This window comes from Pseudomonas sp. PONIH3, from assembly GCF_002934345.1.
Classification (GTDB): domain Bacteria; phylum Pseudomonadota; class Gammaproteobacteria; order Pseudomonadales; family Pseudomonadaceae; genus Aquipseudomonas; species Aquipseudomonas soli.
In genome coordinates, this window is the sequence record NZ_CP026386.1 from 2,161,260 (window position 1) to 2,187,831 (window position 26,572).

The 26,572-nt window shown below is 62.6% G+C and carries 25 protein-coding genes and 3 tRNA genes; 18 read left to right on the top strand and 10 right to left on the bottom strand.

The genetic code is table 11. The annotated features are described in order from the left end of the window. Positions 1 to 134: 134 nt before the first annotated feature. Positions 135 to 608, bottom strand: a complete 474-nt coding sequence (locus tag C3F42_RS09855; protein ID WP_028690591.1) for a Dps family protein — start codon at positions 606 to 608, stop codon at positions 135 to 137. A gap of 280 nt (positions 609 to 888) precedes the next feature. Between C3F42_RS09855 and C3F42_RS30090 the strand changes: the two genes are divergently transcribed. Further along, positions 889 to 1,482, top strand: coding sequence for a cold shock domain-containing protein (locus C3F42_RS30090; protein ID WP_023628702.1), 594 nt, complete (start codon positions 889 to 891; stop codon positions 1,480 to 1,482). Positions 1,483 to 1,501: 19 nt separating this feature from the next. Here the strand turns inward: C3F42_RS30090 and C3F42_RS09865 are convergent, their stop codons facing one another. Together C3F42_RS09865 and C3F42_RS09870 are read right to left on the bottom strand one after the other, a co-directional pair. Further along, complete coding sequence (locus C3F42_RS09865; RefSeq protein WP_232888061.1) at positions 1,502 to 1,714, bottom strand: SlyX family protein; 213 nt, start codon at positions 1,712 to 1,714, stop codon at positions 1,502 to 1,504. A gap of 2 nt (positions 1,715 to 1,716) precedes the next feature. Continuing rightward, positions 1,717 to 2,136, bottom strand: coding sequence for an HIT domain-containing protein (locus C3F42_RS09870; RefSeq protein WP_104444364.1), 420 nt, complete (start codon positions 2,134 to 2,136; stop codon positions 1,717 to 1,719). 743 nt (positions 2,137 to 2,879) lie between these two features. Here C3F42_RS09870 and C3F42_RS09875 point away from each other — a divergent pair. The 4 genes from C3F42_RS09875 (at position 2,880) to C3F42_RS09890 (ending at position 8,166) form a co-directional block, all read left to right on the top strand. Then, positions 2,880 to 3,908, top strand: a complete 1,029-nt coding sequence (locus tag C3F42_RS09875; protein WP_100774681.1) for an IS30 family transposase — start codon at positions 2,880 to 2,882, stop codon at positions 3,906 to 3,908. 106 nt (positions 3,909 to 4,014) lie between these two features. Next, positions 4,015 to 5,319: an OprD family porin gene (locus tag C3F42_RS09880; protein ID WP_094010092.1), complete on the top strand. Its 1,305-nt coding sequence runs from the start codon at positions 4,015 to 4,017 to the stop codon at positions 5,317 to 5,319. 156 nt (positions 5,320 to 5,475) lie between these two features. After that, positions 5,476 to 7,191, top strand: a complete 1,716-nt coding sequence (locus C3F42_RS09885; RefSeq protein ID WP_038705582.1) for a proline--tRNA ligase — start codon at positions 5,476 to 5,478, stop codon at positions 7,189 to 7,191. Between the two features lie 21 nt (positions 7,192 to 7,212). Further along, positions 7,213 to 8,166, top strand: coding sequence for a hypothetical protein (locus tag C3F42_RS09890; RefSeq protein WP_031314425.1), 954 nt, complete (start codon positions 7,213 to 7,215; stop codon positions 8,164 to 8,166). A 35-nt stretch (positions 8,167 to 8,201) separates the two neighbouring features. On the opposite strand, the gene dinB is transcribed toward C3F42_RS09890, so the two are convergent. Beyond that, on the bottom strand, positions 8,202 to 9,260 hold the full coding sequence (dinB, locus tag C3F42_RS09895) for a DNA polymerase IV (RefSeq protein ID WP_167335925.1): 1,059 nt from the start codon (positions 9,258 to 9,260) through the stop codon (positions 8,202 to 8,204). A gap of 210 nt (positions 9,261 to 9,470) precedes the next feature. Between dinB and C3F42_RS09900 the strand changes: the two genes are divergently transcribed. The 5 genes from C3F42_RS09900 (at position 9,471) to C3F42_RS09920 (ending at position 14,143) form a co-directional block, all read left to right on the top strand. Then, positions 9,471 to 9,547 (top strand) — tRNA-Met (locus tag C3F42_RS09900). A gap of 136 nt (positions 9,548 to 9,683) precedes the next feature. Beyond that, positions 9,684 to 9,760, top strand: a tRNA-Met gene (locus tag C3F42_RS09905). Between the two features lie 123 nt (positions 9,761 to 9,883). Then, a tRNA-Met gene (locus tag C3F42_RS09910) sits at positions 9,884 to 9,960 on the top strand. Positions 9,961 to 10,208: 248 nt separating this feature from the next. Next, positions 10,209 to 12,851: a bifunctional lysylphosphatidylglycerol flippase/synthetase MprF gene (mprF, locus tag C3F42_RS09915; RefSeq protein WP_094010094.1), complete on the top strand. Its 2,643-nt coding sequence runs from the start codon at positions 10,209 to 10,211 to the stop codon at positions 12,849 to 12,851. Further along, entirely contained in the window at positions 12,851 to 14,143 is a 1,293-nt protein-coding gene (locus tag C3F42_RS09920) for a virulence factor family protein (protein ID WP_094010095.1), read from the top strand. Before mprF ends, C3F42_RS09920 begins: the two co-directional genes overlap by 1 nt. A 102-nt stretch (positions 14,144 to 14,245) precedes the next feature. Here C3F42_RS09920 and C3F42_RS09925 read toward each other — a convergent pair whose 3' ends face one another. Beyond that, positions 14,246 to 16,156 (bottom strand): potassium transporter Kup, encoded by a 1,911-nt coding sequence (locus C3F42_RS09925; protein ID WP_023631037.1) that lies wholly within the window; start codon positions 16,154 to 16,156, stop codon positions 14,246 to 14,248. 235 nt (positions 16,157 to 16,391) lie between these two features. On the opposite strand from C3F42_RS09925, the gene rimO reads away from it, so the two are divergent. The 5 genes from rimO (at position 16,392) to tsaA (ending at position 20,310) form a co-directional block, all read left to right on the top strand. Beyond that, positions 16,392 to 17,723, top strand: a complete 1,332-nt coding sequence (gene rimO, locus C3F42_RS09930) for a 30S ribosomal protein S12 methylthiotransferase RimO (protein WP_031315328.1) — start codon at positions 16,392 to 16,394, stop codon at positions 17,721 to 17,723. A gap of 85 nt (positions 17,724 to 17,808) precedes the next feature. Then, positions 17,809 to 18,267: a GNAT family N-acetyltransferase gene (locus C3F42_RS09935; RefSeq protein ID WP_104444365.1), complete on the top strand. Its 459-nt coding sequence runs from the start codon at positions 17,809 to 17,811 to the stop codon at positions 18,265 to 18,267. A 121-nt stretch (positions 18,268 to 18,388) separates the two neighbouring features. Beyond that, entirely contained in the window at positions 18,389 to 19,099 is a 711-nt protein-coding gene (locus C3F42_RS09940) for an rRNA pseudouridine synthase (protein WP_023631040.1), read from the top strand. A gap of 110 nt (positions 19,100 to 19,209) precedes the next feature. Next, complete coding sequence (locus tag C3F42_RS09945) at positions 19,210 to 19,611, top strand: DUF1456 family protein (RefSeq protein ID WP_371920589.1); 402 nt, start codon at positions 19,210 to 19,212, stop codon at positions 19,609 to 19,611. A gap of 6 nt (positions 19,612 to 19,617) precedes the next feature. After that, positions 19,618 to 20,310: a tRNA (N6-threonylcarbamoyladenosine(37)-N6)-methyltransferase TrmO gene (tsaA, locus tag C3F42_RS09950; protein WP_094010098.1), complete on the top strand. Its 693-nt coding sequence runs from the start codon at positions 19,618 to 19,620 to the stop codon at positions 20,308 to 20,310. 78 nt (positions 20,311 to 20,388) lie between these two features. Here the strand turns inward: tsaA and fpr are convergent, their stop codons facing one another. Next, the gene (fpr, locus tag C3F42_RS09955) at positions 20,389 to 21,168 is read right to left on the bottom strand and encodes a ferredoxin-NADP reductase (RefSeq protein ID WP_011535180.1); all 780 of its coding nucleotides are present in this window, start codon (positions 21,166 to 21,168) and stop codon (positions 20,389 to 20,391) included. 120 nt (positions 21,169 to 21,288) lie between these two features. Here fpr and finR point away from each other — a divergent pair, with 120 nt between their 5' ends. Next, positions 21,289 to 22,215, top strand: coding sequence for a LysR family transcriptional regulator FinR (gene finR, locus C3F42_RS09960; protein ID WP_023631043.1), 927 nt, complete (start codon positions 21,289 to 21,291; stop codon positions 22,213 to 22,215). A 3-nt stretch (positions 22,216 to 22,218) separates the two neighbouring features. Here finR and C3F42_RS09965 read toward each other — a convergent pair whose 3' ends face one another. The 3 genes from C3F42_RS09965 to C3F42_RS09975 form a co-directional block, all read right to left on the bottom strand. Then, positions 22,219 to 22,584 carry a diacylglycerol kinase gene (locus C3F42_RS09965; protein WP_023631044.1) on the bottom strand — a complete coding sequence of 122 codons (366 nt, stop codon included), beginning with the start codon at positions 22,582 to 22,584 and terminating at the stop codon, positions 22,219 to 22,221. A 77-nt stretch (positions 22,585 to 22,661) separates the two neighbouring features. Continuing rightward, complete coding sequence (gene erdR, locus C3F42_RS09970) at positions 22,662 to 23,312, bottom strand: response regulator transcription factor ErdR (protein WP_023631045.1); 651 nt, start codon at positions 23,310 to 23,312, stop codon at positions 22,662 to 22,664. Between the two features lie 257 nt (positions 23,313 to 23,569). Then, complete coding sequence (locus C3F42_RS09975; protein ID WP_094010099.1) at positions 23,570 to 24,280, bottom strand: tRNA-uridine aminocarboxypropyltransferase; 711 nt, start codon at positions 24,278 to 24,280, stop codon at positions 23,570 to 23,572. Between the two features lie 214 nt (positions 24,281 to 24,494). Between C3F42_RS09975 and C3F42_RS09980 the strand changes: the two genes are divergently transcribed. Further along, positions 24,495 to 24,914: a quorum-sensing-regulated virulence factor family protein gene (locus C3F42_RS09980; RefSeq protein ID WP_023631047.1), complete on the top strand. Its 420-nt coding sequence runs from the start codon at positions 24,495 to 24,497 to the stop codon at positions 24,912 to 24,914. Between the two features lies 1 nt (position 24,915). On the opposite strand, the gene C3F42_RS09985 is transcribed toward C3F42_RS09980, so the two are convergent. Then, the gene (locus C3F42_RS09985) at positions 24,916 to 25,122 is read right to left on the bottom strand and encodes a hypothetical protein (RefSeq protein WP_031315330.1); all 207 of its coding nucleotides are present in this window, start codon (positions 25,120 to 25,122) and stop codon (positions 24,916 to 24,918) included. 304 nt (positions 25,123 to 25,426) lie between these two features. Here C3F42_RS09985 and C3F42_RS09990 point away from each other — a divergent pair, with 304 nt between their 5' ends. Next, positions 25,427 to 26,545, top strand: a complete 1,119-nt coding sequence (locus C3F42_RS09990) for an LOG family protein (RefSeq protein ID WP_094010100.1) — start codon at positions 25,427 to 25,429, stop codon at positions 26,543 to 26,545. Positions 26,546 to 26,572 lie beyond the last annotated feature (27 nt).

Genomic DNA, 26,572 nt, shown 5'->3' on the forward strand with positions numbered 1-26,572 from the left:
ATCCATGTGTTTCATGAAGCGCCACCCGATCATGCCGATAGCAGCGGCAAAGCCTTCCCCGCAAACGCGCAGGCCCGATACCTATGAAGGCATCGGGCCTGGCTTAGTTGGACCAAACGACGGTCAAGCGGTAATCAGTTCCCGTCGAGCAGGACGCGCAGCATCCATGCCGTTTTTTCGTGCACCTGCATGCGCTGGGTCAGCAGGTCGGCGGTCGGCTCGTCGCTGACCTTGTCCACCACCGGGAAGATGCTGCGAGCGGTACGCACCACGGCCTCCTGCCCCTGCACCAACTGGCGGATCATCTCTTCGGCAGGCGGCACGCCCTCCTCTTCCTTGATCGAAGAGTGGCGAGCATAAAAGGCATAGGAACCCGGCGCCGGGAAGCCCAGGGCACGGATACGCTCGGCGATCGAATCGACCGCCAGGGCAAGCTCGTTGTATTGCTCCTCGAACATCAGGTGCAGGGTGCGGAACGACGGACCGGTGACGTTCCAATGGAAGTTGTGGGTTTTCAGATACAGCACATAGGTATCCGACAACAGGCGGGACAAGCCATCGACGATGGACTTGCGATCTTCTTCACTGATACCGATATCGATTGCCATGAAGCTCCCCTTTCCATAAGGCTTGATCATCAAGCGGGCAGCAAACACTCTAACAAGAGTTGGTTACCGGCGCATGCGGCACAAGGCTGCACTGACAGCCGTCGGCGCCAATCGGTTTGAGAAGCCCCCGCCTTTGCTGTTAAATAGGCAGTGTGCCACCCGTGCGGATTGTCAGTGCCGGGTGCATAGGCTGGCCCGTCACGTTTTCGCGCCTACAGTTCACGCGCACCGTGCGACCAGCTCATCCTGTGATCGGCCTTATCAACGTGAGCCAAACCCAATGTTCAAGATCGTCCATCTGGTGACGGGCGTGGCGGCTTTGCTGCTATCGCTCATACCCACCTTGAAAACTGACGCGACACCCTTCCTGCAGCAACCCGAGGCCGTCTACCTGGCGCTGCTCGGCCTGCTCAACCTGGTGATTGCCCCGGTACTGCCACAGTACTACAAAGGCATGCGCCAGCAGCTGCAACACGCCACCAGCATCCTGCTGGTCGTGGCCGTGGTCCTGCAGACCCTCACCCTGCTGGCCCGGCCGGAGCTTGGCAACCTGCCAGCACTGGCCTGTGCCTTCCTCGCCAGCGTGCTGCACCTGGTGGCTGGCTTCGTTCGCGGCACGCGAAAGGCCCGCGCCAGCCAGGGTAATCCCACGGAGGCCGGCCAGCGCGATACCGGCACAGTGAAGTGGTTCAACACCTCCAAGGGCTTCGGGTTCATCTCCCGCGACTCCGGTGACGATATCTTCGTGCACTTTCGCGCCATCCGCGGCGAGGGCCACCGGGTGCTGGTCGAAGGCCAGCGCGTGGAGTTCTCGGTGATGCACCGCGACAAAGGCCTGCAGGCCGAAGACGTGGTCGCCGTCGCGCGCCGCTGAACCCGTGCCGCCGCCGTGCTCAATAGTGAGGCGGCGGCGCTTCTTCTTCCCCGCCGCCCTGCTGGCCAGCCATCTCCTCGTAGCGTTTGATCAGCTCCGCCACCTGCAATTGCAGGCGCTCGATCACTCGACTCTGCTCGACAATCACATCATTTAGCGCTTGCAAGCTGTCATCCTGAAACGCCTGGCGGGTCTCCAGCTCGATCATGCGCATTTCCAGTTCCTGCGACATCCTCAAGCCTCCTTGAAGCTCTCACCCAGCAGCGCACGCACTTGCTGGCGAATATCATCGAGCTGCTCCTGGGTGTAGCCGATGGCCGCCACCTTGCCCCAGACCGGGGCGGGCCAGGCGGCATCACCACGGTGGCGCACGATCACATGCATATGCAGCTGGCTGACCACATTGCCCAGGGCTGCGACGTTCATCTTGTCGGCGGCAAAGGCATCCTTCAACGCCTCGGCCAGGGCGCTCGTCTCGACCCACAACTGCTGCTGATCCGCTTCCTCGAGCTCGAACACTTCAGTGATATCGGCGCGACGCGGCACCAGGATGAACCACGGGTAGTTGGCATCCTTGCTCAGCAGCAGGCGGCACAGCGGCAGGTCGCCCAATACCAGGGAATCCTCCTGCAGACGCGAATCGAGAGTGAACACGGCAAACCTCCTTACTAGCGATACAGCCCTTCCAACCGGCCGGGCACAGGGGCGCAAGGATACTCTGCTTCGGCATCTGCCACACCCGCCGACGCCGATTCGAACCATTTGTAGCACGCGAATGACAACATCAACGCCCCGCTTCGGTAACACAGCGCTACTTTTCGCACCAAAATGATGCCGCTCGTCAGACCTCCACCACACATCCGTCACATAAAACAGCCAGGATAAACAATCGTCGGTAACACCTTGACTTGGAAGGCAGCTTCACACACATACGCCAGAGACCGCCGTGAACTGCCACCGAAGCGGTCGCAGCCCGTGTTTTCGGAGGTTTTCCGGCTACAGGCAGGGTCTTTGTGAAAATTTCATCAAAGGTTCGTGATTTTGAGCATGCTTGTTGCATTCGTTACACGCCAAGTCGGCACGCTACCTGCACTGCAGGGTGAATGCGACAAATAACAACAGCGGCATCGGATAAACCAGGGAGTTTCACAAGCCGTACTTTGTATTTATACAAACATGACGGTTTCGAGACAGCGCTGGCGTTGTACGCCTCTATAAAACGGGCGTGATTTGCGACATGGAGACAACTGACAGCGACATGGCCATAAAGTTACCGAAAGGTTGTTTCTGCCCATATCGCCAAGAATAGTCCGCGTGATATACATTTTCGCCGACATAACAAGGCGGCGGCAAAAACTGAGTGCAACACCTGACCTTTCCGGTACGGTGCTGCCACTATGTCTTATACCGAACTCAGCGTTGAAGAGCGCGCCACCATTCAAATCGGTCGTACTCAAGGCTTCAGCCTGCGTAGGATTGCCTGCTTGATCAACCGATCCCCTTCGACCATCAGCCGGGAGCTGCGCCGCAATCGAGATGTCTGTGGCGGCTACTCGGCCCACGCGGCCCAGCAGCAGATGCAGGCTCGCCGCCAGGTGTGTCGACCGAAGCGAAAGCTGTTGCCGGGTGGTGAGCGCTTCGAGTTGGTGGCGCATATGCTCCGTGAGCGTTTGTCTCCCGAGCAGATTGCCGGCAAGCTGCGCAGCATGAACATTCCCAGCCTCAGAGATGCCTACGTCTGTCGCGAGACGATCTATAACGCGATCTATGCCCTGCCGGTCGGTGAACTGCGCAAGGAGCTGATCATCTGCCTGCGGCAAAGCAAGACGACACGCCGACCGCGCTCTGGTGGTGTGGATCGGCGCGGCCAGATCCCCGAGATGGTCAGTATTCATGTGCGCCCGCCGGAGATTGAAGACAGGCAGATGCCGGGGCATTGGGAAGGCGACCTCATCAAGGGTAAGGCCAACGCCTCGTCCGTCGGTACGCTGGTGGAACGCACCAGTGGCTACCTGATGCTGGTAAAGATGAACGACGCGACGGCGACTTCGGCGCTGGAAGGCTTCAGCGCCGCGCTCAATGGCATGCCGCTGGAGATGCGAAAGAGCATGACTTACGACCAGGGCCGGGAGATGGCGCGACACGCCGAGATCACCCAAAGAACCGGCGTGGCGATCTACTTCTGCGACCCGCACAGCCCTTGGCAGCGCGGTAGCAACGAAAACATCAATGGCCTGATCCGCCAGTACCTGCCCAAAGGCACAGACCTGTCGGTACACAGCCAGGAAGAACTGAATGCCATCGCACTGCAACTGAACATGCGTCCGCGTAAGCGCTTCGACTTCAAATGCCCAATCGAAGTTATGGGCGAGGTGATGCAGAAGGCCATGGCTATGCGGCATGATGCTCCAGTTTCAATTCAATGACCGTGTTGCACTCAGCTCCTGCAACCGCCCAAGAAAGAGCCGGCCCTATAACTAAAACACTTGGGTGCGGCGGTACTCTTCCTAAAAACCAAAGGAGCAAATCACGATGCGCGTGATGAAGTGGAGCATGATCGCCCTGGCCGTAGCGGCAGGGACTTCGCAGATGGCTGTCGCCTCTTCGCAGGATGAGTCGAAAGGTTTCGTCGAAGACAGCAAGCTGAACGTCAAGATGCGTAACCTGTACTTCAGCCGTGACTATCGCAACACCGAGTCGGCCGGCAACAAACTCGCCGGCCTGCGCCACGACCAGCGCGAATGGGGTCAAGGCTTCATCGGCACCTTCGAGTCGGGCTTCACCCAAGGCACCGTGGGTGTAGGCGTCGACGCCATCGGCCTGCTGGGCATCAAGCTTGACAGCGGCCGCGGCTACTCGGGCACCGGCCTATTCCCTACCGGATCCGACCAGCGCTCCCAGGATGACTACTCCAAGGGTGGCGCCGCCGTTAAATTCCGTATTTCCGACACCGTCCTGAAGGTCGGCGACCAATTTACCGCCCTGCCGGTGTTCGCCACCGATGACAGCCGCCTGCTGCCCGAAACCGCGCAAGGCGCATTGCTCACCAGCAATGAAATCAAAGGCCTGACCCTGCATGCCGGCCGCTTCAAGAGCATGAGAGCCCAAGCGGAAACCGACCGCGACAGTATCAGTGACGGTCTGGGTCGCCGCGGCCTGAAGGAAGCAGACGTCTTCGGTGGCTCCTACGCCTTCACCGACAGCCTGTCGACCAGCCTCTATTACTCCAAGGTCGAAGACTACTGGCGCAAGTACTACGCCAATGTCAACTGGGCATTGCCGATCTCGGACAAGCAAGGCCTGGTGTTCGACTTCAACATCTATGACACCAAAGGCGAAGGCGACAACCTGTACCGCGCCACCGCCGACGGCGACAAACTCGACAACCGCGCCTACAGCTTCTCCGGTGCGTACAATATCGGTGCCCACACCTTTACCCTGGCTTACCAGAAAGTCACCGGTGATGGCGAATATGCCTATGGCATCGACGGTGGCGGCAGTATCTTCCTGGCCAACTCGGTAGCCCGTTCGGACTTCAACGCCGAAGGCGAAAAATCCTGGCAGGTCCGCTACGACCTGAACTTCGCCGAGTTCGGCGTACCAGGCCTGACCTTCATGACCCGCTACGTCCGCGGCACCGGCGCCCACACTGCCGACACCAACGACGGCAAGGAATGGGAACGCGACGTGGACATCAAGTACGTCCTGCAGGAAGGCCCGGCCAAGGATCTGAGCTTCCGTGTCCGCCAGGCTACCTATCGCTCCTCCGACGCGGTCTACTCCAACTCGCTGGACGAACTGCGCCTGATCGTCGAGTACCCACTGAGCATCCTGTAAACCCAGGTTTGCGACGCCCCAAGATGAAGAAGCCCGGCGATCGCCGGGCTTTTTCTTGGCTGACAGAACCGCGCCAGTGCTGCATTCTGTACGCTTTCGTTTCGCCCCCGTACAATGCGGGGTCATTTCACATTCAGGCAATCGACACGGCTCACCATGCGCACCAGTCAATATTTGCTCGCCACCCAGAAAGAAACCCCGGCCGATGCAGTGGTCATCAGCCACCAGCTCATGCTGCGTGCCGGCATGATCCGCAAGCTGGCCTCCGGCCTGTACACCTGGTTGCCAATGGGCCTGCGGGTAATGCGCAAGGTCGAAGCCGTGGTACGCGAGGAAATGACCGCCGCCGGCGCCCTCGAGGTGCTGATGCCGAGCATCCAGCCGGCTGAACTGTGGCAGGAATCCGGCCGCTGGGAGCAGTACGGCCCCGAGCTGCTGCGCCTGAAAGACCGCCACCAGCGCGAATTCTGCGTCGGCCCGACCCACGAAGAGGTCATTACCGACCTTGCGCGCAACGAGCTGTCCAGCTACAAGCAGCTGCCGCTGAACATGTTCCAGATCCAGACCAAGTTCCGCGACGAGATCCGTCCGCGCTTCGGCCTGATGCGCGGCCGCGAGTTCATCATGAAGGACGCCTACTCCTTCCATGCCGACCAGGCTTCCCTGCAGGAAACCTACGACCGCATGCACCTGGCGTACTCCAACATCTTCACCCGCCTGGGCCTGGACTTCCGTCCGGTGCAGGCCGACACCGGTTCGATCGGTGGCAGCTACTCCCACGAATTCCACGTGCTCGCCTCCTCCGGTGAAGACGACGTGATCTTCAGCGACAGCTCCGATTACGCCGCCAACATCGAGAAAGCCGAAGCCATTCCCCGCGAAACCGTGCGCCCGGCGCCGACTGAAGAGTTGCGCCTGGTCGACACCCCGAACGCCAAGACCATCGCGCAACTGGTGGAAAACTTCGGCCTGGCGATCGAGAAAACCGTAAAAACCCTGATCGTGCACGGTGCCGAGGAAGGCAAGCTGGTCGCGCTGATCGTCCGTGGCGACCACGAGCTCAACGAAATCAAGGCCACCAAGCTGGAGCAGGTCGCCGACCCGCTGGTGATGGCCACCGACGCCGAGCTGCGTGCCGCCATCGGTGCCGGCGCAGGCTCCCTCGGCCCGCTGAATCTGCCGCTGGAGTGCATCATCGACCGCTCGGTCGCCCTGATGAGCGACTTCGGCATCGGCGCCAACATCGACGACAAGCACTACTTCGGCGTGAACTGGGAACGCGACCTGCCGGTTCCACAGGTCGCTGACCTGCGCAACGTGGTCGAGGGCGACCCGAGCCCGGACGGCCAGGGTACCCTGGTGATCAAGCGCGGCATCGAAGTCGGCCACATCTTCCAGCTCGGCACCAAGTACAGCGAAGCACTCAAGTGCCAGGTGCTGGGTGAGAACGGCAAGCCTGTAGTCCTGTCGATGGGTTGCTACGGCATCGGCGTGTCCCGCGTGGTCGCCGCCGCCATCGAGCAAAACCACGACGACAAGGGCATCATCTGGAATGACGCCCTGGCCCCGTTCCAGATCGCCCTGGTGCCGCTGCGCTACGAAACCGATGTGGTCCGTGAGGCTACCGACAAGCTTTACGCCGAACTGACCGCCGCAGGTTTCGAAGTCCTGCTGGACGACCGCGACAAGAAGACCAGCCCCGGCATCAAGTTCGCCGACATGGAACTGATCGGCATCCCACACCGCATCGTCGTCAGCGACCGCGGCCTGGCCGATGGCAACCTGGAGTACAAGCACCGCACCGAGTCGGAGGCCCAGGCACTGCCGCTCAATGAAGTGCTGACCTTCCTGCAGGCCCGCATCCGCCGCTGATAACCCGTTACGCGAGTGATCATGTCCAAGCGAAGTACCTACACCCTGGGGGGCGCCGCACTGTGCGGCGCCCTGCTCCTTGGCGGCTGCGCCAACCAGATGTCCCAGCGCAGCGATCATGAGGAGCGCGTCGAGCGCAAACTGCTCGAGCACAGTCTGCAGATCGATGTCGGCGAGCCGAAGGTGATGGAGCTTCCGCAGCGGCGCGTGCGCATTCATGAGCTCAAGCGTTTCGAAGTCACCGAGTTCGAAGTCACCCGCCGCTACGACCGCTACACCCCTTACCAACCCTGGCGGGAGATCTACGAGATCCCGCTGGGCGCGGTGGCTGTGGTGGCGGGCATCAGCGCCAACGTGGCCAATGTGTTCGCTTTGGGCAACCTGCCGGACAGCATCACCCACGACTGGCTCAGCTATGGCGTGGCGGGCGTCAACCCGTTCATGAACGTACCGTCCAACGGCCGTGCCCAGCAGAACCTGGCGGGCATCGACGAAGTCGAGAAAGGTAAGCGCGAAGAGTCCATCAGCCTGCCGTGGAACGAGCGCCTGGTCGAGGTCAAGGCTGGCAAGATGACCCACGAGCTGACCACCGACAAGCATGGCGTACTGCGCCTGAACCTGCTCGACAGCCCGTTCTCCGAGCAGAACCTCAACCATATCGGCACCCTGCACCTGCAGGTGGTGGATGAGGAAAACCAGGTACGAGGCGATGCCAGCTTGCTGGTCAGCGGCAATTTGCGTGGCAAGTTGCTCGAGGCCCACGAGCTGATTTTCGATGACCTCGAGGACGACGATGTCGGCCAGTGGGTACATCGGGTCAAGCGCCTGTCGGAACTGGGCCTGGAAGAAGAGGCCAGCGAACTCGAACAGAGCCTGATCGAACTGACGCGCAACGATCCTGAGCTGCAGCAGGAGTTTCTGCAGGCACTGACAAAGGCCACCGGGCGACTGGTTGCCGATCCGGGCGTGCAGTAAAACGAGAAGGGGCCGCTTGTGCGGCCCCTTCTTCTTTATATGTCCCGAAACAACTCCAACTGCTCAAGCGCCCCACGCAGGTCCCGCAGCCTCACCCCTACTCCCAGCAACCGCACCGGCTTGCCACCTCGGGCAAACGCCTGGCTGAGCAACTGCCGGTAGCTCTCCAGGTCTCGCCCCGCCCCCGCCTGCTCCAGCGTGGTCTGGCTGAAGTCATGGAACTTGACCTTGACGAAAGGCTTGTCGGGCCGATAGCTGCTATCCATGCGCGCAATCCGCTCATTCAGACTGGCGAGCAGGTCAGGCAGCTTCTCCAGGCAACTGCTCAGGTCAGGCAAGTCATGGTCGTAGGTGTTCTCGACACTGACCGACTGCCGCCGACTGTCGTTGTGCACCGCACGCTCGTCGATCCCTCGCGCCAGCCCCCACAAGCGCTCGCCGAAGCTGCCAAATTCGCGCACCAGCGCCAGCCTCGACCAGTCGCGCAATGACAGGCAAGTATCGATCCCCAATCGCGAAAGCTTATCCGCCGTCACCTTGCCAACGCCATGCAAGCGGGCAACCGGCAAAGCCGCGACAAATTCCTCCACTTGGTCAGGGGTAATGACGAACAATCCATTGGGCTTGCGCCAATCGCTGGCGATCTTGGCCAGGAACTTGTTCGGCGCCACGCCTGCGGACACCGTGATATGCAGTTGTTGGGCGACCCGACGACGAATGTCCTCGGCAATCCGCGTGGCGCTGCCGGCAAACCATTGGCTGTCACTGACATCCAGGTAAGCCTCGTCCAGCGACAGCGGTTCGATCAGCTCGGTGTAGTCCCGGAAGATCGCGTGAATCTCGCGGGACGCCTCACGGTAAGCCTCGAAACGCGGCTTGACGATTTCCAGGTCGGGGCACAGTTTCATGGCATGCCCCGATGCCATCGCCGAACGCACGCCATAGGCGCGCGCCTCGTAGTTGCAGGTGGCGATCACGCCACGCTGACCTGGCTGCCCACCCACCGCCATGGGGCGACCGACCAGGCGCGGGTCATCGCGCATCTCGATGGCGGCGTAGAAGCAGTCACAATCAATGTGGATGATCTTGCGCAAGGACATGGATGACAGCCACTACTGTAAATTCATACAGATATTACCGTACCGCCAACGGACGAGACAGCCTGGACCGGACAATCGGCCTGCAAGCCCCGTCGCCACTGCGCTGCGGCGCGATCTGGCACGCTAAGGGTTTGAACGAAAAAGGTTTTTCTTGAGGAAATGCTTGACAGGCAAGGGAAAATCCGTAGAATTCGATCTCACAGGCGCGGGATGGAGCAGCCTGGTAGCTCGTCGGGCTCATAACCCGAAGGTCGTCGGTTCAAATCCGGCTCCCGCAACCAGATTCAAGAAAAGGCCACTGTTCATACAGTGGCCTTTTTTATTGCCTCTATATTCACACCGAAAGAAAAACCCACGAAAAATCAAGTAGTAACGCTTGACAGCGGTTGGGAAATCCGTAGAATTCGATTCCACAGGCGCGGGATGGAGCAGCCTGGTAGCTCGTCGGGCTCATAACCCGAAGGTCGTCGGTTCAAATCCGGCTCCCGCAACCAGATTCAAGAAAAGGCCACTGTTCACGCAGTGGCCTTTTTTATTGGCCGCAGTTTTCCAATCGCAACCAAAGTCATATCAAGCCTTGACAAGCCATGGCAAATGCGTAGAATTCGCCCCTCTGACGCGGGATGGAGCAGCCTGGTAGCTCGTCGGGCTCATAACCCGAAGGTCGTCGGTTCAAATCCGGCTCCCGCAACCATATTCGTCAGAACAAACCCCGCCTGTCGCAAGACAGTGCGGGGTTTGTTGCATTCAGCCCCTACCCTTTCGATTCCTCCTCGCCAAGCCCTGGTTCCAGCCCTTGTAGACGGCTGAATGAACTATCTTTAACTATCCTGAAACAGATTAAGCCGCCGGCGCGGAGTAATATTCGGATACGTTTTTCCAAAGGGACTTTCACTTGGCCGCACCTTGCCTTCACCTCGCGCGCTGCGCACGAGGCACTCCATGACCCCCCCCACTCCCGAGCCCCAGGCACCGTTGACCACGGCCTTGCCGGCGGCGGCGCAGCGCCTGCCCTGGCTGGAACGCCTGAGCAAGTACCGTCAGCCGCTGGGTTTGGCGCTGACATTGCTGTTGTTCGCCATGGGCCTGATTGCCTGCCGCCATCTGTTGAGCGAACTGGATATCTACGCCCTGCATGATGCGATGCTCAGCGTACCGACCCAGTCGCTGCTCGGCGCGCTGCTGGCCACGCTGGTCGGCTTCGTGATCCTGCTCGGTTACGAATGGTCGGCCAGCCGCTATGCCGCCGTGCAACTACCACCCCGCACTCTGGTGCTCGGTGGCTTCAGCGCCTTCGCCATTGGCAACGCGATAGGCCTGTCGATGCTGTCGGGTGGCTCGGTGCGTTATCGCCTCTATGCCCGTCAAGGCTTGGGCGCCGCAGAGGTCGCGCGCATGACGGTGTTCGCCAGCCTTTCGCTGGGCTGCGCGCTGCCGCCGCTGGCGGCACTGGCCACCCTGAGCGACCTGCCGGCAGCGGCAACGGCGCTGCGCTTGCCTGCGCCGCTGCTGGGCGGGATTGCCATCGCCGTGCTGGTCGCGGCGGTCGCCCTGGTCATGGGCCTGTACCGCCGTCGCCTGCCTGAGCAGCCGCTGGCCGACAACCTGCTGGTGCAGTTCGGGCGCCGCACCCTGCGCCTGCCAGGCGCGCGCCTGACTGCGTTGCAACTGCTGATCACCGCCCTGGATGTCGCCGCCGCGGCCACCGTGCTTTATTTGCTGCTGCCCGAAGCCCCACCCTTTGGCGCGTTCGTGTTGGTCTACCTGCTTGCCCTCGCCGCCGGGGTGCTGAGCCACGTGCCGGGTGGCGTCGGGGTGTTCGAGGCGATCCTGCTGGCCGCGTTCGCCAACCAGCTGGGCGCGGCGCCACTGGCGGCCGCCCTGCTGTTGTACCGGCTGATCTACGTGGTGCTGCCGTTGCTCGTGGCCTGCGTACTGCTGCTGGCCAACGAAGCCCGCCGGCTGATGGTCGCCCAGCAGGCGATCCGCGCAGCCTCGGGCCTGGCCGCGCCGGTGCTGGCGATCCTGGTGTTCCTTTCCGGCGTGGTGCTGCTGTTCTCCGGCGCTACCCCGGAGATCGACAGCCGTCTGGAGCACATGGGCTTCCTGATCCCACACCGCCTGATCGATGCCTCGCACTTCGGCGCCAGCCTGATCGGCGTGCTCTGCCTGCTGCTCGCCCAGGGCCTGCGCCGGCGCCTGTCGGCTGCCTGGCTGCTGACCACCGTGCTGCTGCTGGTGGGCGCGGTGCTGTCGCTGCTCAAGGGCTTCGACTGGGAAGAAGCCAGCCTGATGTGCTTCACCGCTGCTCTGCTCGCCCTGTTCCGCCGCTCGTTCTACCGTCCCAGCCGCCTGCTGGAGCTGCCGTTCTCGCCGGTGTACCTGGTGGCCAGCGCCTGCGTGGTCGGCGCCTCGGTATGGCTGCTGCTGTTCGCCTACCAGGACGTGCCCTACACCCACAAGCTGTGGTGGCAGTTCACCCTTGATGCCGATGCGCCGCGGGGCTTGCGCGCCGCGCTGGGCAGCGCCGTGCTGCTGGTGATCGTCGCCCTGACCTGGCTGCTGCGCACCGCCCGGCCCGTGATCCATCTGCCCAGCGAAGACGAGCTGCAGCGCGCCAATCGCATCCTGCTCGCCTCCGACCAGCCCGATGGCGGGCTGGCCCTGACCGGTGACAAGGCGCTGCTGTTCCACCCCAACGACAACGCCTTCCTGATGTATGCCCGTCGCGGCCGCAGCCTGGTAGCCCTGTACGACCCGATCGGCCCGGCCCAGGAACGCGCCGAAATGATCTGGCAGTTCCGCGACCTGTGCGACCTGCACCATGCCCGCCCGGTGTTCTACCAGGTGCGTGCGGAGAACCTGCCTTTCTACATGGACATCGGCCTGACCGCGATCAAGCTCGGCGAGGAAGCGCGGGTCGACCTGCGCCGCTTCGATATCGATGCCAAGGGCAAGGAGATGAAGGACCTGCGCTACACCTGGAACCGCGGCGGCCGCGACGGCCTGGCCCTGGAGATCCATGAGCCTGGTCACGCCCCGCTGGAGGCACTCAAGGAGATCTCCGACGCTTGGCTGAGCGGCAAGAACGTGCGCGAAAAAGGTTTCTCCCTCGGCCGCTTCAGCCCCGAGTACCTGCAGCATTTCCGTATCGCGCTGATCCGCTTCCAGGGCCGCCCGGTGGCCTTCGCCAACCTGCTGGAGACCCACAGCAACGAGCTGGCCAGCCTCGACCTGATGCGCGCGCATCCGGAAGCTCCGAAGCTGACCATGGAGTTCATGATGGTCGGTCTGATCCTGCACTACAAAAGCCACGACTACGGCCGCTTCAGCCTGGGCATGGTCCCCCTTTCAGGCTTGCAGCCGCGGCGTGGCGCCCCCTTGACCCAGCGCCTGGGCTCGATGGTGTTCCAGCGCGGCGAACAGCTCTACAACTTCCAGGGCCTGCGGCGCTTCAAGGACAAGTTCCAGCCGGACTGGGAACCCCGCTACATGGCCGTGCCAGCCGGGCTCGACCCGTTGGTGGCACTGGCTGACACCGCCGCCCTGATCGCTGGCGGCCTGACTGGATTGGTGAAACGTTGATGATCCGACGCTATTGGCTGTACGTACTGATTCCTCTGTTGCTGGCCGTGCTGGCCGGTGGCGCGGCCTTCTGGCTGTGGACCCGCCCGGCCCCCGAGGCACGTCTGGAGCACCTCACGCTCGACGACGGCAGCGCCCTGACCCGCGCCACTCCCGGCGTGCATGCCAAGGCCTGGGTGGCCATCGGCGTGCCCCAGGACCAGGCCCTGACCGACAAGCAACTGCTCGACCTCAGCCAGGCCGGCGAGGCCCAGCTGGTGCAGGTGGTCCTGCCGCCGGCCGACTGCGCCAAGCAGCAGGCCGCGATGGACCAGGCCCTCGCTCGACTGGCCGACAAACCGACCCTGGTTGCCGGTATCGGCCCAGGCGCCGCCCAGGCCTGGCGCTGGCTGGCCGCGCAAGGCGACGACAAGGCACGAGCCATCTCGGTGGATTTCACCGTCGAGCAGCCCGGCTGCCAGGCCGCCTTGCCCAAGTCCGCCGCCCATGGCCACTGGAATGTGGCCTGGAACGACAACCCGGATGACGCCAGCGCCGCCTTCGTGCGCGACCAGGCCAACGCCGAGACCAGCATCGCCGACTACGACATCCACCTGCCCCAGGTACTCAAGGCGCAGTTGACCCAGGCCCTGGTCGGTCACGATGGCAACGCCCTGGCCATCCCGGTGGTGGAAGTCCCGGCCGGGCAGACCACCGACACCGTCACCCTGTTCCTTTCCGGCGACGGCGGCTGGCGCGACCTGGACCGCGATGTAGCGGGCGAGATGGCCAAGCTTGGCTACCCGGTGGTCGGCATCGACACCCTGCGCTATTACTGGCAGCACAAGACCCCGGAGCAAAGCGCCGCCGATCTCTCCGAGCTGATGCAGCACTACCGCCAGAAATGGGGTACCAAGCGTTTCGTGCTGACCGGCTACTCGTTCGGCGCCGACGTGCTGCCGGCTATCTATAACCGCCTGTCCGCAGACGACCAGAAGCGCATCGATGCGGTGATCCTGCTGGCATTCGCCCGCAGTGGCAGTTTCGAGATCGAGGTGGAAGGCTGGCTCGGCAAGGAAGGCCAGGAAGCCCCAACCGGGCCGGAGATGGCCAGGTTGCCGGCGGCGAAGGTGGTGTGCATCTATGGCGTGGAAGAGACTGACGAGAGCGGCTGCACCGACAAGACCGCCGTGGGTGAGCGCATGAAACTGCCTGGCGGCCACCACTTCGACGAAAACTACCCGGCGCTGGCCAAGCGTCTGATCGGTGAGATCGAGACCCGCCAGGGAAAGGCCAACGTCGCTGAGAAATGATAGGGAAAGGGGCCGCTTTACGGCCCATCGCGGGGCAAGCCCGCTCCCACAAGGATCACACAAGCCTTGTGGGAGCGGGCTTGCCCCGCGTTGTTTGTGCCATCAGATCTCGACCTGCGTCCCCAACTCGATCACCCGATTGAGTGGCAGGTTGAAGAACCGCAGGTTGCCGTTGGCATTCTTCAGCAGGAACGCGAACAGGTTCCCGCGCCAGCGCGACATCCCCTCCAGGCGCGAGGCGATCACCGTCTCCCGGCTGAGGAAATAGGTGGTGCGCATCGGGCTGAAGTCCAGCTCATCCAGATGACACAACTTCAGCGCCGCCGGTACGTCCGGTTCGTCCATGAAGCCAAAGTGCAGCAGCACCCGGAAGAACCCGTCACCATAGGCCTCCACCTCGAAACGCTCATGCTCCGGCACCCGCGGCCGGTCCTCGCTGACCACCGTCAGCAGCACCACCTGGCTGTGCAGCACCTGGTTATGCAGCATGTTGTGCAGCAGCGCGTGGGGAACAGCATCGGAGCGCGCGGTCAGGAACACAGCAGTGCCCTCGACCCGATGCGGCGGCTGCACGCGGATGCTGCTGATGAACAGCGGCAACGGCAACGCGCCTTCATCGATGCGCTCGACCAGGATCTGCTTGCCACGCTTCCAGGTACTCATCAACACGAACAGCACGATACCCGCCAGTACCGGGAAAGCGCCGCCCTGCACGATCTTCGGCACGTTGGCGGCGAAGAACAGCCCGTCGACGAACAGGAAGCCCAGCAGCAGCGGTACCGCCAATACCGGCGGCCACTTCCACAGCAGCAGCATGACCGCCGAGACCAGGATGGTGGTCATCAGCATGGTGCCGGTCACTGCCACGCCGTAGGCCGCCGCCAGGGCGCCGGAGGACTCGAAGCCGATCACCAGCAGCACCACACCGACCATCAACGCCCAGTTCACCGCGCCGATATAGATCTGCCCCTGCTCGTCGCTGGAGGTGTGCTGGATCTGCATGCGTGGCACATAGCCCAGCTGGATGGCCTGGCGAGTCAGCGAGAAGGCCCCCGAAATCACCGCCTGGGAGGCGATCACCGTGGCCATCGTCGCCAGGCCCACCAGCGGCAGCAACGCCCAGGATGGCGCCAGCAGGTAGAACGGGTTGCGTGCCGCCTCGGGGTTCTGCAACAGCATGGCGCCCTGGCCGAAGTAGTTGAGCACCAGCGCCGGCAGCACCAGGGCGAACCAGGCGCGGGCAATAGGTTTGCGGCCGAAGTGGCCCATATCGGCGTACAGCGCCTCGGCACCGGTCAGCGCCAGCACCACCGCACCAAGAATGGCCACGCCCATGCCGGGGTGGACGATGAAGAAATTCAAGGCCCAGCCCGGATTGAACGCCTTCAGCACCTCCGGGCTCTGCGAGATCCCATGCACGCCCAGCGCTGCCAGCACCAGGAACCAGGCGACCATAATCGGGCCGAAGGCCTTGCCGATCTTTTCCGTGCCGTGCTTCTGCACCAGAAACAGCGCCACCAGCACCACCAGCGCAATCGGCACCACCCAGTGATCGATACCCTCGAACGCCAGGCCCATGCCCTCCACCGCCGACAGCACCGACACCGCCGGGGTGATCATGCTGTCGCCGTAGAACAGCGAGGCGCCGATCAGGCCGCAGCCCACCATCAGCATGCGCAGCCGCGGATACTGCGCCGTGGCCCGCCGCGCCAGCGCGGTCAGGGCCATGGTGCCGCCCTCGCCCTGGTTGTCGGCACGCAGGATGAACATCACGTACTTGAACGAAACCACCCACAGCAGCGACCAGAGGATCAACGACAGGATGCCCAGCACCCCGTCATGGTTGACCTGTACGCCATAACCGCCGGTGAAGACCTCTTTGAGGGTGTACAGCGGGCTGGTGCCGATATCGCCATAAACCACCCCAACGGCCGCCACGAGCAGGCCCAGCGGTCGTGCCGCTCCCTGCTTCCCCGCGTGCCCGCCTTCGGCATGACTGCTTGCCTGAACCATCGACCACTCCCGCAGACGGCCTGTTAGACCGGTTGAATGCCTACCCGCGCCGGACCCTCCCGGATACCCCGGCGCAACGGCGCGAAGCATAGCGCAGCGTTCGTCGTATTTCTGCTGGTAAAGCGACCTTGTGCTCGCTAGAATTGCGCACTTTTTGATCAGAGGCGCCGAAAGCGCCCGCCAGGATCGCCCCCGTTACCGACCGGGCGACCTGTATTCAATACCGAGGTTAGCCATGTCCACCACTCCCGCCACCCCAAAGGTCGGCTTCGTCTCCCTGGGTTGCCCCAAGGCCCTGGTCGATTCCGAGCGCATCCTGACCCAGCTGCGCATGGAAGGCTATGAAGTCGTGCCTACCTACGAGGATGCCGACGTGGTGGTGGTCAACACCTGCGGCTTCATCGACAGCGCCAAGGCCGAGTCGCTGGAAGTGATCGGCGAAGCCATCAAGGAAAACGGCAAGGTCATCGTCACCGGCTGCATGGGTGTCGAGGAAGGCAGCATCCGTGACGTGCACCCCAGCGTGCTGTCGGTCACCGGCCCGCAGCAGTACGAGCAGGTGGTCAATGCCGTGCACGAAGTAGTGCCACCGCGCCAGGACCACAACCCGCTGATCGACCTCGTGCCGCCCCAGGGCGTCAAGCTGACCCCGCGTCACTACGCCTACCTGAAGATTTCCGAAGGCTGCAACCACAGCTGCAGCTTCTGCATCATCCCGTCGATGCGCGGCAAGCTGGTCAGCCGCCCGGTCGGCGAAGTCCTGAGCGAGGCCGAGCGCCTGGTCAAGGCCGGCGTCAAGGAGATCCTGGTGATCTCCCAGGACACCAGCGCCTACGGCGTGGACGTCAAGTACAAGACCGACTTCTGGAACGGCCGCCCGGTCAAGACCCGCATGCTCGAGCTGTGCGAGGCGCTGAGCAGCCTGGGTGCCTGGGTGCGTCTGCACTATGTCTACCCGTACCCGAACGTCGACGACGTGATTCCGCTGATGGCCGCCGGCAAGATCCTGCCGTACCTGGACATCCCGTTCCAGCACGCCAGCCCCAAGGTGCTCAAGTCGATGAAGCGCCCGGCCTTCGAAGACCGCACCCTGGCGCGCATCAAGAACTGGCGCGAACAGTGCCCTGAGCTGGTAATCCGCTCGACCTTCATCGTCGGTTTCCCCGGCGAAACCGAGGAAGACTTCCAGTACCTGCTCGACTGGCTGACCGAAGCCCAGCTCGACCGCGTCGGCTGCTTCCAGTACTCGCCGGTCGAAGGCGCCCCGGCCAACGACCTGGGCCTGGAAGAGGTGCCGGACGACGTCAAGCAGGATCGCTGGGACCGCTTCATGGCCCACCAGCAGGCCATCAGCACTGCTCGCCTGCAACTGCGTATCGGCAAGGAAATCGAGGTGTTGATCGACGAGGTCGAGGAGCAGGGCTCGGTGGGCCGCAGCTTCTTCGACGCGCCGGAGATCGACGGCAGCGTGTTCATCGACGGCGACCACGGCTTCAAGCCGGGCGACAAGGTCCGCTGCCGTATCGTCGACGCCGACGAGTACGACATGTGGGCCGAGCCCATCTGAGCGAAACCCGCCTGAAAATACCCCGCCAGCTGGCGGGGTATTTTTTTGCATCTATGTTTTCCTCAATGGCTCCGAGGATCACAGGATGTCGCCCACCGTCACGCTGCAAACACCTCATCTGAGCGATTACCCCGAGCTGGTCCGGGTGTGGGAGGCGTCGGTGCGGGCCACCCACGATTTTCTCCCCGAGGGCTACATCGTGCTGTTGCGCGAGCACGTGTTGCGCAAATACCTTGATGCCGTGATGCTGGTGTGCTGCAAGGACAGCAAACGGCGCATCCTCGGTTTTACCGGGGTGGCCAACGGCCGGGTCGACATGCTCTTTATCGCGCCTGACTACCGTGGCCAGGGCATCGGACGGCGCCTGCTGCGCCACGCGGTGAACGAATTGAACGCCGAGCGCCTGGACGTCAACGAACAGAACCCGCAAGCCCTGGGTTTCTACCTGCATGAAGGCTTCGAGATCTATGGCCGCTCGGAAACCGACGGCCTAGGGCAGCCCTATCCCCTACTACATATGAGGCTTGTTCGTACAACGTCCTAGTACGCAAGCTCAGGAAACCACTACCCCGCTCCGAAATGGCGCAAATGACATCGATTTGCAGCCGCTACCTCGCCCAGGCAGGTACAATGAAGGCTTTCCCTACCGCGTGATGCCCGTGTCCATGTCCGAACCCATTCGTCTCTCCAAACGCCTCATCGAACAGCTTGGCTGCTCCCGCCGCGAGGCCGAACTGTACATCGAGGGTGGCTGGGTCACGGTCGACGGCGTGGTGGTCGAACAACCCCAGTTCAAAATCACCGAACAGCAGGTCGAGCTGCTGCCGGGCGCTCGTGCCGATTCACTCGAACCGGTCACCCTGCTGCTCAACCAGCAGGCCGGCCAAAACAGCGCAAGCGCCCTGGCCAGCATCAGCATGGCCAGCCTCAGCGAAGCGCACCGCGAGGGCGTGCGTCCGTTGCATGGACATTTCGCCCGACAGGCCTGCATCGTCCCGCTGCTGCCCGGCGCCAGTGGCCTGCAGCTGTTCACCCAGGACTGGCGGGTAACCCGCAAGCTCGAGGCCGACCTGCGCCGCATGGAGCAGGAATACATCGTCCAGGTCAGTGGTGAAGCCAAACCCGGCGCCCTCGAGCGCCTGGCCCGTGGCGTGGAGCGCAAGGGTGTCGAACTGCCGAAGGCCAAGGCCAGCTGGCAGAACGAGCAACACTTGCGCATCGTGCTGAAGAACCCACAACCGGGCTTGATTGAACAGCTTTGCGAAACCGCCGGCCTCAAGGTGCTGGCGATGCGCCGCATCCGCCTTGGCGGGGTGTCGATGGGCAAGCTGCCGCTGGGCCAATGGCGCTACGTGGCCGCTACAGAACGCTTCTAGCATTACCGCCGCGCAATGACTGACGCGGCAACAGAACAGGATTCGCTGCAATGAACCACAACGATGTACTGCGCAGCCTGCGCTACATGCTCAAGGCCAACGACCAGAAAATGGCCGAGATCATTAAGCTCTCGGGCCTCGAGGTTTCCGTCGAGGCCATCGCCACCTATGTAAAAAAGGAAGAGGAACCCGGCTTCGTGCGTTGCCCGGAAAAGGTCATGGCGCACTTCCTCGACGGCCTGGTGATTCACCGTCGAGGCCGCGACGACAGCCGCCCGCCGCAGCCGATCGAAGTGCCGGTGACCAACAACACCGTGCTCAAGAAGCTGCGGGTGGCCTTCGAGCTGAAGGAGGACGACCTGCACGCGGTGCTCAAGTCCGTCGACTTCCCGGTGTCCAAACCGGAGCTGAGTGCGCTGTTCCGCAAGGTCGGCCATGACAACTATCGCCCCTGCGGCGACCAGTTGCTGCGCAACTTCCTCAAGGGCCTGACCCTTCGCGTGCGCGGCTGAGCCAGGATGCAGCATACCGTCTCGCCGGTCGGCATCGTTCGCTCCTGTTTCAAGGAGAAGTTCGCCATCCCGCGCCAGCCCCAGCTGGCGCCGGCCGCCCGTGGCGTGCTGGAGCTGCTGCCGCCCTTTGACCAGGGCGATGCCGTCGAAGGCCTGGAACAGGTCAGCCATGTGTGGTTGCTGTTCCTGTTCCACCAGGCATTGGAAGACAGGCCACGCCTGAAGGTGCGCCCACCGCGCCTGGGCGGCAACAAGAGCATGGGGGTGTTCGCCACCCGTGCTACCCATCGGCCCAACGGCATCGGCCAGTCGGTGGTACGTCTGGAGGGAGTCGAACCGGGGCGCCTGCTGCTGTCGGGGATCGATCTGCTGGACGGCACCCCGGTGCTGGATATCAAGCCTTATGTGCCGTATGCGGACAGCGTCACCGAGGCATCGAACCTGATGGCCAGTGAGGCACCGGAGCCGATCAGCGTGCAATGGAGCGAGGGCGCACTGCCTCAGGCCCACACCCACGCACTGCGCCTGGGCGAACCGCTGGTCGAGCTGATCGAACAGTGCCTGGCCCAGGACCCACGACCTGCCTACCAGGTGCCGCCGCCCGAGCGGGTATATGGGGTGAAGTTCTGGGATGTGCAGGTGCGATGGCATTATGCGCAACCGGATGTGATCCGGGTGCTGGAGGTGGCCCCGGAGTGATGTAGCGTCGATAAGGCGCACATGCCAGGCATAAAAAAACGCAGGCCAAGCCTGCGTTTTTCTTTCAAGCCGCTGGCTTTACTTCTCGACGAACGCTCGCTCGATCAGGTAATCACCCGGCTCGCGCATGCGTGGGGAGATCTTCAGGCCAAAGCTATCCAGCACTTCACTGGTTTCATCGAGCATGCTCGGGCTACCGCAAATCATCGCGCGGTCGTCCTGCGGGTTGATCGGTGGCAGGCCGATATCGCTGAACAGCTTGCCGCTGCGCATCAGATCGGTCAGGCGGCCCTGATTCTCGAACGGCTCACGGGTCACGGTCGGGTAGTAGATAAGCTTGTCGCGCACGGACTCACCGAAAAACTCATTCTGCGGCAGGTGTTCGGTGATGAACTCGCGGTAGGCCACTTCGTTCACGTAGCGAACGCCGTGTACCAAGATCACCTTCTCGAAACGCTCGTAGGTTTCCGGGTCCTGGATAACGCTCATGAAGGGCGCCAGGCCAGTGCCTGTACTCAACAGGTACAGGTGCTTGCCCGGGTTCAGATCATCCAGCACCAGGGTGCCAGTGGGCTTCTTGCTGATGATGATCTCGTCGCCTTCCTTCAGGTGCTGCAGCTGGGAGGTCAACGGACCATCCGGCACCTTGATGCTGAAGAACTCCAGGTGTTCTTCCCAGTTCGGCGAGGCGATGGAGTAGGCGCGCATGAGCGGACGGCCGCTGTCCTGCTGAAGGCCGATCATCACGAACTGACCGTTCTCGAAGCGCAGGCCCGGATCACGGGTGCACTTGAAGCTGAACAGGGTGTCGTTCCAGTGGTGCACACTGAGGACACGTTCGTGGTTCATGTTGCTCATCGATGGGGCTCCTGAAGGAAAACGCGGCGCGCGCAAGACGCGCAGTTGCGCGATAGTTTAGGGGCAGCGACAATATCTGTTAACTGAATTATCAAGATATGTGTTATCGGTTATATAGATATGCGATTCACACTTCGTCAGCTCCAGGTCTTTGTCGCCGTCGCCCAGCACCAGAGTGTGTCCAGGGCTGCGGGCGTACTGGCCTTGTCGCAATCGGCAGCGAGCACCTCGATCACCGAACTGGAGCGCCAGTCCAGCTGCCAGTTGTTCGACCGTGCCGGTAAACGCCTGAGCCTCAATGCCCTGGGCCATCAACTGTTGCCCCAGGCCGTGGCCCTGCTCGACCAGGCCAAGGAAATCGAAGACCTGCTCAACGGCAAGTCGGGGTTCGGCTCGCTGGCGGTCGGCGCCACCCTGACCATTGGCAACTACCTGGCCACCTTGCTGATCGGCAGCTTCATGCAGGTGCACCCGGAAAGCCAGGTCAAGCTGCACGTACAGAACACTGCGCATATCGTGCAACAGGTTGCCCATTACGAAATTGACCTGGGTCTAATCGAAGGCGACTGCAACCACCCCGATCTGGAGGTGCAGCCCTGGGTAGAGGATGAGCTGGTGGTGTTCTGCGCGCCGCAGCATCCGCTGGCCAAGGCCGGTCATGCAGATATCGAGCAGCTCTCCCATGAAGCCTGGATCCTGCGCGAACAGGGCTCAGGCACGCGCCTGACCTTCGACCAGGCCATGCGCCATCATCGAGCCAACCTGAACATCCGCCTGGAACTGGAACACACCGAAGCAATCAAGCGGGCGGTGGAGTCGGGCCTCGGTATCGGCTGTATCTCGCGCCTGGCGCTGCGCGACGCCTTCCGCCGCGGCAGTCTGGTGCCGGTGGAGACGCCGGCGCTGGACCTGTCGCGGCAGTTTTATTTCATCTGGCACAAGCAGAAGTACCAGACCTCGGCCATGCGCGAGTTCCTCGAGCTATGCCGCAGTTTCACCGCTGGCGTGCAGCGCAGCGACGAGATCGTGCTGCCGCCGATCGCCTGAGCGTCAGCCGAGCAGGATCACGCCCCAGACCAGCGCGACCATGCTCATGGCCACCAGTTGAGCGGCGCTGCCCATGTCCTTGGCGTTCTTGGACAGCGGATGACGGTCAAGAGAGATGCGGTCAATGGCCGCCTCAACCGCCGAATTGAGCAACTCGACGATCAGCCCCAGCAAGCATACAGCGATCAGGATCGCCCGTTCGGCACGGCTCACCGGCAGCCAAAAGGCTGTGGGGATCAACAACACGTTGACCAGAACCAGCTGGCGGAACGCGGCTTCACCCTTGAACGCGGCGCGCAGGCCGTCCAGCGAGTAGCCGGCGGCATTGAAGATACGTTTGAGGCCGGTCTGGCCCTTGAATGGCGACATGTGTGTCAGTCACTTCACCGAAAAAAGGCCAGCAGGCTAGTTCAACCGCAGTCAAAAAAGCGTGAAGGCGCAGGGATTTAGCTGGCCGAAACCGATTCAAGTTGTTGCAACAACAGCGCGGCCTGGGTCCGGGTGCGCACGCCGAGCTTGCGGAAGATCGCCGTGACGTGGGCCTTGATGGTCGCCTCCGACACACTCAGCTCATAGGCAATCTGCTTGTTCAGCAAGCCTTCACAGACCATGGTCAGCACGCGGAACTGCTGCGGGGTGAGGCTGGCCAGACCTTCGCTGGCGGCTTTGGCCTCGGCAGACACATCGACCTTCTCGAACGCCTGCGGCGGCCACCAGACATCGCCGTCGAGCACATTGCGCACGGCTTCCTGGATCTTGCTCAGCTCGCTGGACTTGGGGATGAAACCGCTGGCGCCGAATTCGCGGGACTTTACCACGACCGCCGCCTCTTCCTGCGCCGAAACCATCACCACCGGGATCTGCGGGTATTGGCCACGCAGCAGCACCAGCCCGGAGAAACCATAGGCACCGGGCATGTTCAAGTCCAGCAGGACCAAGTCCCAGTCGGCTTTTTCAGTCAGGCTGGTTTCCAGTTCGGCGATGCTCGCCACCTCGACCAAGCGCACATCCGGGCCCAGGCCGAGGGTAACGGCCTGGCGCAGTGCGCTGCGAAACAGCGGGTGGTCATCGGCAATCAGGATTTCGTATGTGGCCATCGATCTAGGGATCCTGTTCTGTACCAGGCGCAGGGGGTACGGGAGACGCCTGGCGGGCAACTCATGGCGCGAACGGCAGGGCCGCCGGCCGGGATGGCACGGCGAAGTCCGGGGTAACAGCAGCTTCGTCGTGCCCGAAGCGGCGCCAAGGATGCCGAGCACGCCCCGGGTGGTCAAGCCAATTGCCCGGTCGTCCCCGCCTACCCTGGCTGCCAGCCCCGACAGTATGTACCAATCCGCCGCGCCTGCCCCTTGGACTATAGGAAGGTATGCAAACGCTGGTGAACCTCGTCCTGCTCATCCAGCGCCAGGCGCCGCTTGCCGCTGAGGTAGTGCAGGCTGAACACATCCAGGTAGGCATCCAGGGCCTGTGAGGCCTGGCTGTCGCCGGCCAGCTCAAGACACATGGCGGCGACTTCGGCGGTACAGAAGTGATCGTCACGCTTGGAGCGGCGCAGGCGGTAGCGCGACATCTGCTCGGCCTGCAGGCTCAACACCGGGAAACGGTCGAGGTAGGGGCTCTTGCGGAACATCTTGCGCGCCTCGGTCCAGGTGGCGTCGAGCAGGATGAACAGCGGGCGCTTGCCCGGTTCACGCACCACCTCGCTGACCACACGGTCCTCTTTGACGAACTCGCCGGGGAAGACGATGTAAGGCTGCCAGCGCGGATCGTCCAGCAACGCCAGCAGGCCTTCGTCCACCGAAGTACGCAGCCAGCCGAAGGCTGAAGTGTCCTCGATCACGTCGGCAATCAGCCAACCCGTGTTGGTCGGCTTCAGTGGCTCGGTGTCATGCATCAGCAGGCACATGCCGGCGTCTGCCGGCACCCGCGGTTTCCACGCGCACAGGCAGTGCGTGGCGATCACCCGGCAATCCGGGCAGCGCTCGGCTCGCGAGCCGCGGGCGACAAAGGGTTTGATGCTGCGCGCCAGGCGCTCGGCGCGCAGCCGCGCTACCGCGTGGCTCATGGCTGCAGGCCTTGGCAGGAAGATGGAATGGGCACGACGACGACTCGGTAAAAACAAAATGCGAGTCTACCAGAGCGTACGTCATTTGCCGTGCAGCCCCTACGGCCGCTCCTTTATAATCAGCGGCTCAGGCGGCCGGGGAACCCCAGCAGTTTCATGGAACGCCGCCCGCCGGCGCAGGTCAAAGCGCCAGTCATCGAACCAGGAGAGATTCATGCTGCGTCTTATCGTCCCGACCCTGAGCCTGTTGCTCGCCCTGCCCCTGGCCGCCCAGGCTGCTTCCAAGCAGGAATACGAGCTGACCCAGATGCTGCAGAAGGTCGCCAAGGAAAGCAGCATCGGTACCCCGCGGGCCATCAACGAAGACATCCTCGATCAGGGTTATACCGTCGAAGGCAAGGCGCTGGTCAATCACCTGAGCGTGCGCCAGGAGCATGCGCAGAGAATGCAGGCCAACCCAGCGCAGGTGCGCAGCCAGCTGGGTGACAGCGTGTGCCGTAACAATGGTTACCGCCAGTTGATGTCCAAGGGCGCCGTGATGGTCTACCGTTTCACCGTGTACAAGACCAACCAACCGGTCATGGACCAGGCGTTCGACGCTGCCAGCTGCGCAGCTGGCAACAAGAAAAAGTGATTCAGGCACCCTGATCGCTGCCTCTGGCGCGCCGCTGCTCATCATCGGCGCGCAACTCCGCCAACAGTGCCAGCAGGTAAGGCGAGTGCCCCTCGCCCCCCTGCAGCCGACGCAAGCACTCCCCCTCCAGGCTCAGGTGATGAACCTTCGCCTCGCGCTCGAGCAACTGCAACAGTTGCCCGTCCACCTCGATCACCAGCCGGTGCATACCGCCACCTCGCTGCATCACTCTTCCGCCTCCAGTTAACCAAAGCGCTGCCATCATCGGATCCAGTCTGACAGGCGGTATTGCACGCCTGTGGCGGCACGAGTGCGCCCCAGCGTCTAGATTGATAACGAGTACCCATAACAACGACAACGCGATGGAACTGCCACTGCAACAATGGCCTTGAAGGCCTACTGCAACGCTCGGGGGGCACACTCGAGCCACAGCAGCCAGCGACACACGCAGTGTCGCGGCCGGGACCTGCCATCGACCCGGTCAGAGGTTTTGCTGCAGAAGGAGACGTTGAATGCCTTACCAATCGAACGAGCTGCTGTTCAACCATTTCAGGGACCACGGCATCGACCTGAGCAAAATCGACGAGCAACTGCAACTGGTTGCCCCGAACAGCCCCAACCTGCCGCTGTACCGCGACATGCTGCTGACCGTGCTGCGCATGGCCCACGACGACCGCAACCGCTGGAACGCCAAGATCACCCTGCAGGCCCTGCGTGAACTCGACCATTCGTTCCGCACTCTCGAGCATTACAAGGGGCGACGCAAAGTTACCGTGTTCGGCTCGGCACGAACGCCGTTGGAGCACCCCATGTATGCGCTGGCTCGGGAGCTCGGCGCAACGCTGGCACGTTCCGACCTGATGGTGATCACCGGCGCCGGAGGCGGCATCATGGCCGCCGCCCACGAAGGCGCCGGCAGCGATCACAGCCTGGGTTTCAACATCACCTTGCCCTTCGAGCAACATGCCAATGCCACCGTCAATGGCACCGACAAGCTGCTGCCGTTCCATTTCTTCTTCATTCGCAAGCTGTTCTTCGTCAAGGAGGCCGATGCGCTGGTGCTCTGCCCGGGAGGCTTCGGCACCCTTGATGAGGCGCTGGAAGTGCTGACCCTGATCCAGACCGGCAAGAGCCCGCTGGTTCCGGTGGTGCTGCTCGACTCGCCCGGCGGTAGTTTCTGGCAGGACGCCCTGGCCTTCATCAGCCGCCAGCTGGAAGAAAACCGCTACATCCTGCCCAGCGACCTCAAACTGGTGCGCCTGGTGCACAGTGCCGACGAGGCGGTGGAGGAAATCAACCAGTTCTACAGCAATTACCACTCCAGCCGATGGTTGAAGAACCAGTTCGTCATCCGCATGCATCACCCCTTGAGCGAGGCCGCGCTGCATGACGTGGAGGAAGGTTTTGCCGACCTGCGCCTGAGCGGCAGGTATCACCAGCAGCCTGACAGTGGCGCGGAGCATGAAGAAGGCAACTTCAGCCACCTGACACGCCTGACCTTCGCCTTCAACGGCCGTGACCAGGGTCGCCTGCGCGAACTGGTGGACTTCATCAACCTGTCGGAGAACTGGGCCAAACCCCAGCCAATGCACACCACCCAACGAGCGCGTGAGGCCTTGCGAGTGAACTGAACGCAAAATGGCCCACATGGCTGGCCC

What these genes read in the sequence shown, in the direction of transcription:
- finR (WP_023631043.1), top strand. Translation starts at nt 21,289, where the DNA reads ATGCGATTCACACTTCGTCAGCTCCAGGTCTTTGTCGCCGTCGCCCAG.
- C3F42_RS09975 (WP_094010099.1), bottom strand. Translation starts at nt 24,280, where the DNA reads ATGAGCCACGCGGTAGCGCGGCTGCGCGCCGAGCGCCTGGCGCGCAGC.
- C3F42_RS09980 (WP_023631047.1), top strand. Translation starts at nt 24,495, where the DNA reads ATGCTGCGTCTTATCGTCCCGACCCTGAGCCTGTTGCTCGCCCTGCCC.
- rimO (WP_031315328.1), top strand. Translation starts at nt 16,392, where the DNA reads ATGTCCACCACTCCCGCCACCCCAAAGGTCGGCTTCGTCTCCCTGGGT.
- C3F42_RS09990 (WP_094010100.1), top strand. Translation starts at nt 25,427, where the DNA reads ATGCCTTACCAATCGAACGAGCTGCTGTTCAACCATTTCAGGGACCAC.
- fpr (WP_011535180.1), bottom strand. Translation starts at nt 21,168, where the DNA reads ATGAGCAACATGAACCACGAACGTGTCCTCAGTGTGCACCACTGGAAC.
- C3F42_RS09920 (WP_094010095.1), top strand. Translation starts at nt 12,851, where the DNA reads ATGATCCGACGCTATTGGCTGTACGTACTGATTCCTCTGTTGCTGGCC.
- erdR (WP_023631045.1), bottom strand. Translation starts at nt 23,312, where the DNA reads ATGGCCACATACGAAATCCTGATTGCCGATGACCACCCGCTGTTTCGC.
- C3F42_RS09985 (WP_031315330.1), bottom strand. Translation starts at nt 25,122, where the DNA reads ATGCACCGGCTGGTGATCGAGGTGGACGGGCAACTGTTGCAGTTGCTC.
- C3F42_RS09880 (WP_094010092.1), top strand. Translation starts at nt 4,015, where the DNA reads ATGCGCGTGATGAAGTGGAGCATGATCGCCCTGGCCGTAGCGGCAGGG.
- C3F42_RS09875 (WP_100774681.1), top strand. Translation starts at nt 2,880, where the DNA reads ATGTCTTATACCGAACTCAGCGTTGAAGAGCGCGCCACCATTCAAATC.
- C3F42_RS09965 (WP_023631044.1), bottom strand. Translation starts at nt 22,584, where the DNA reads ATGTCGCCATTCAAGGGCCAGACCGGCCTCAAACGTATCTTCAATGCC.
- C3F42_RS09940 (WP_023631040.1), top strand. Translation starts at nt 18,389, where the DNA reads ATGTCCGAACCCATTCGTCTCTCCAAACGCCTCATCGAACAGCTTGGC.
- C3F42_RS30090 (WP_023628702.1), top strand. Translation starts at nt 889, where the DNA reads ATGTTCAAGATCGTCCATCTGGTGACGGGCGTGGCGGCTTTGCTGCTA.
- C3F42_RS09885 (WP_038705582.1), top strand. Translation starts at nt 5,476, where the DNA reads ATGCGCACCAGTCAATATTTGCTCGCCACCCAGAAAGAAACCCCGGCC.
- C3F42_RS09925 (WP_023631037.1), bottom strand. Translation starts at nt 16,156, where the DNA reads ATGGTTCAGGCAAGCAGTCATGCCGAAGGCGGGCACGCGGGGAAGCAG.
- C3F42_RS09855 (WP_028690591.1), bottom strand. Translation starts at nt 608, where the DNA reads ATGGCAATCGATATCGGTATCAGTGAAGAAGATCGCAAGTCCATCGTC.
- C3F42_RS09890 (WP_031314425.1), top strand. Translation starts at nt 7,213, where the DNA reads ATGTCCAAGCGAAGTACCTACACCCTGGGGGGCGCCGCACTGTGCGGC.
- C3F42_RS09935 (WP_104444365.1), top strand. Translation starts at nt 17,809, where the DNA reads ATGTCGCCCACCGTCACGCTGCAAACACCTCATCTGAGCGATTACCCC.
- tsaA (WP_094010098.1), top strand. Translation starts at nt 19,618, where the DNA reads ATGCAGCATACCGTCTCGCCGGTCGGCATCGTTCGCTCCTGTTTCAAG.
- C3F42_RS09945 (WP_371920589.1), top strand. Translation starts at nt 19,210, where the DNA reads ATGGCCGAGATCATTAAGCTCTCGGGCCTCGAGGTTTCCGTCGAGGCC.
- mprF (WP_094010094.1), top strand. Translation starts at nt 10,209, where the DNA reads ATGACCCCCCCCACTCCCGAGCCCCAGGCACCGTTGACCACGGCCTTG.
- C3F42_RS09865 (WP_232888061.1), bottom strand. Translation starts at nt 1,714, where the DNA reads ATGTCGCAGGAACTGGAAATGCGCATGATCGAGCTGGAGACCCGCCAG.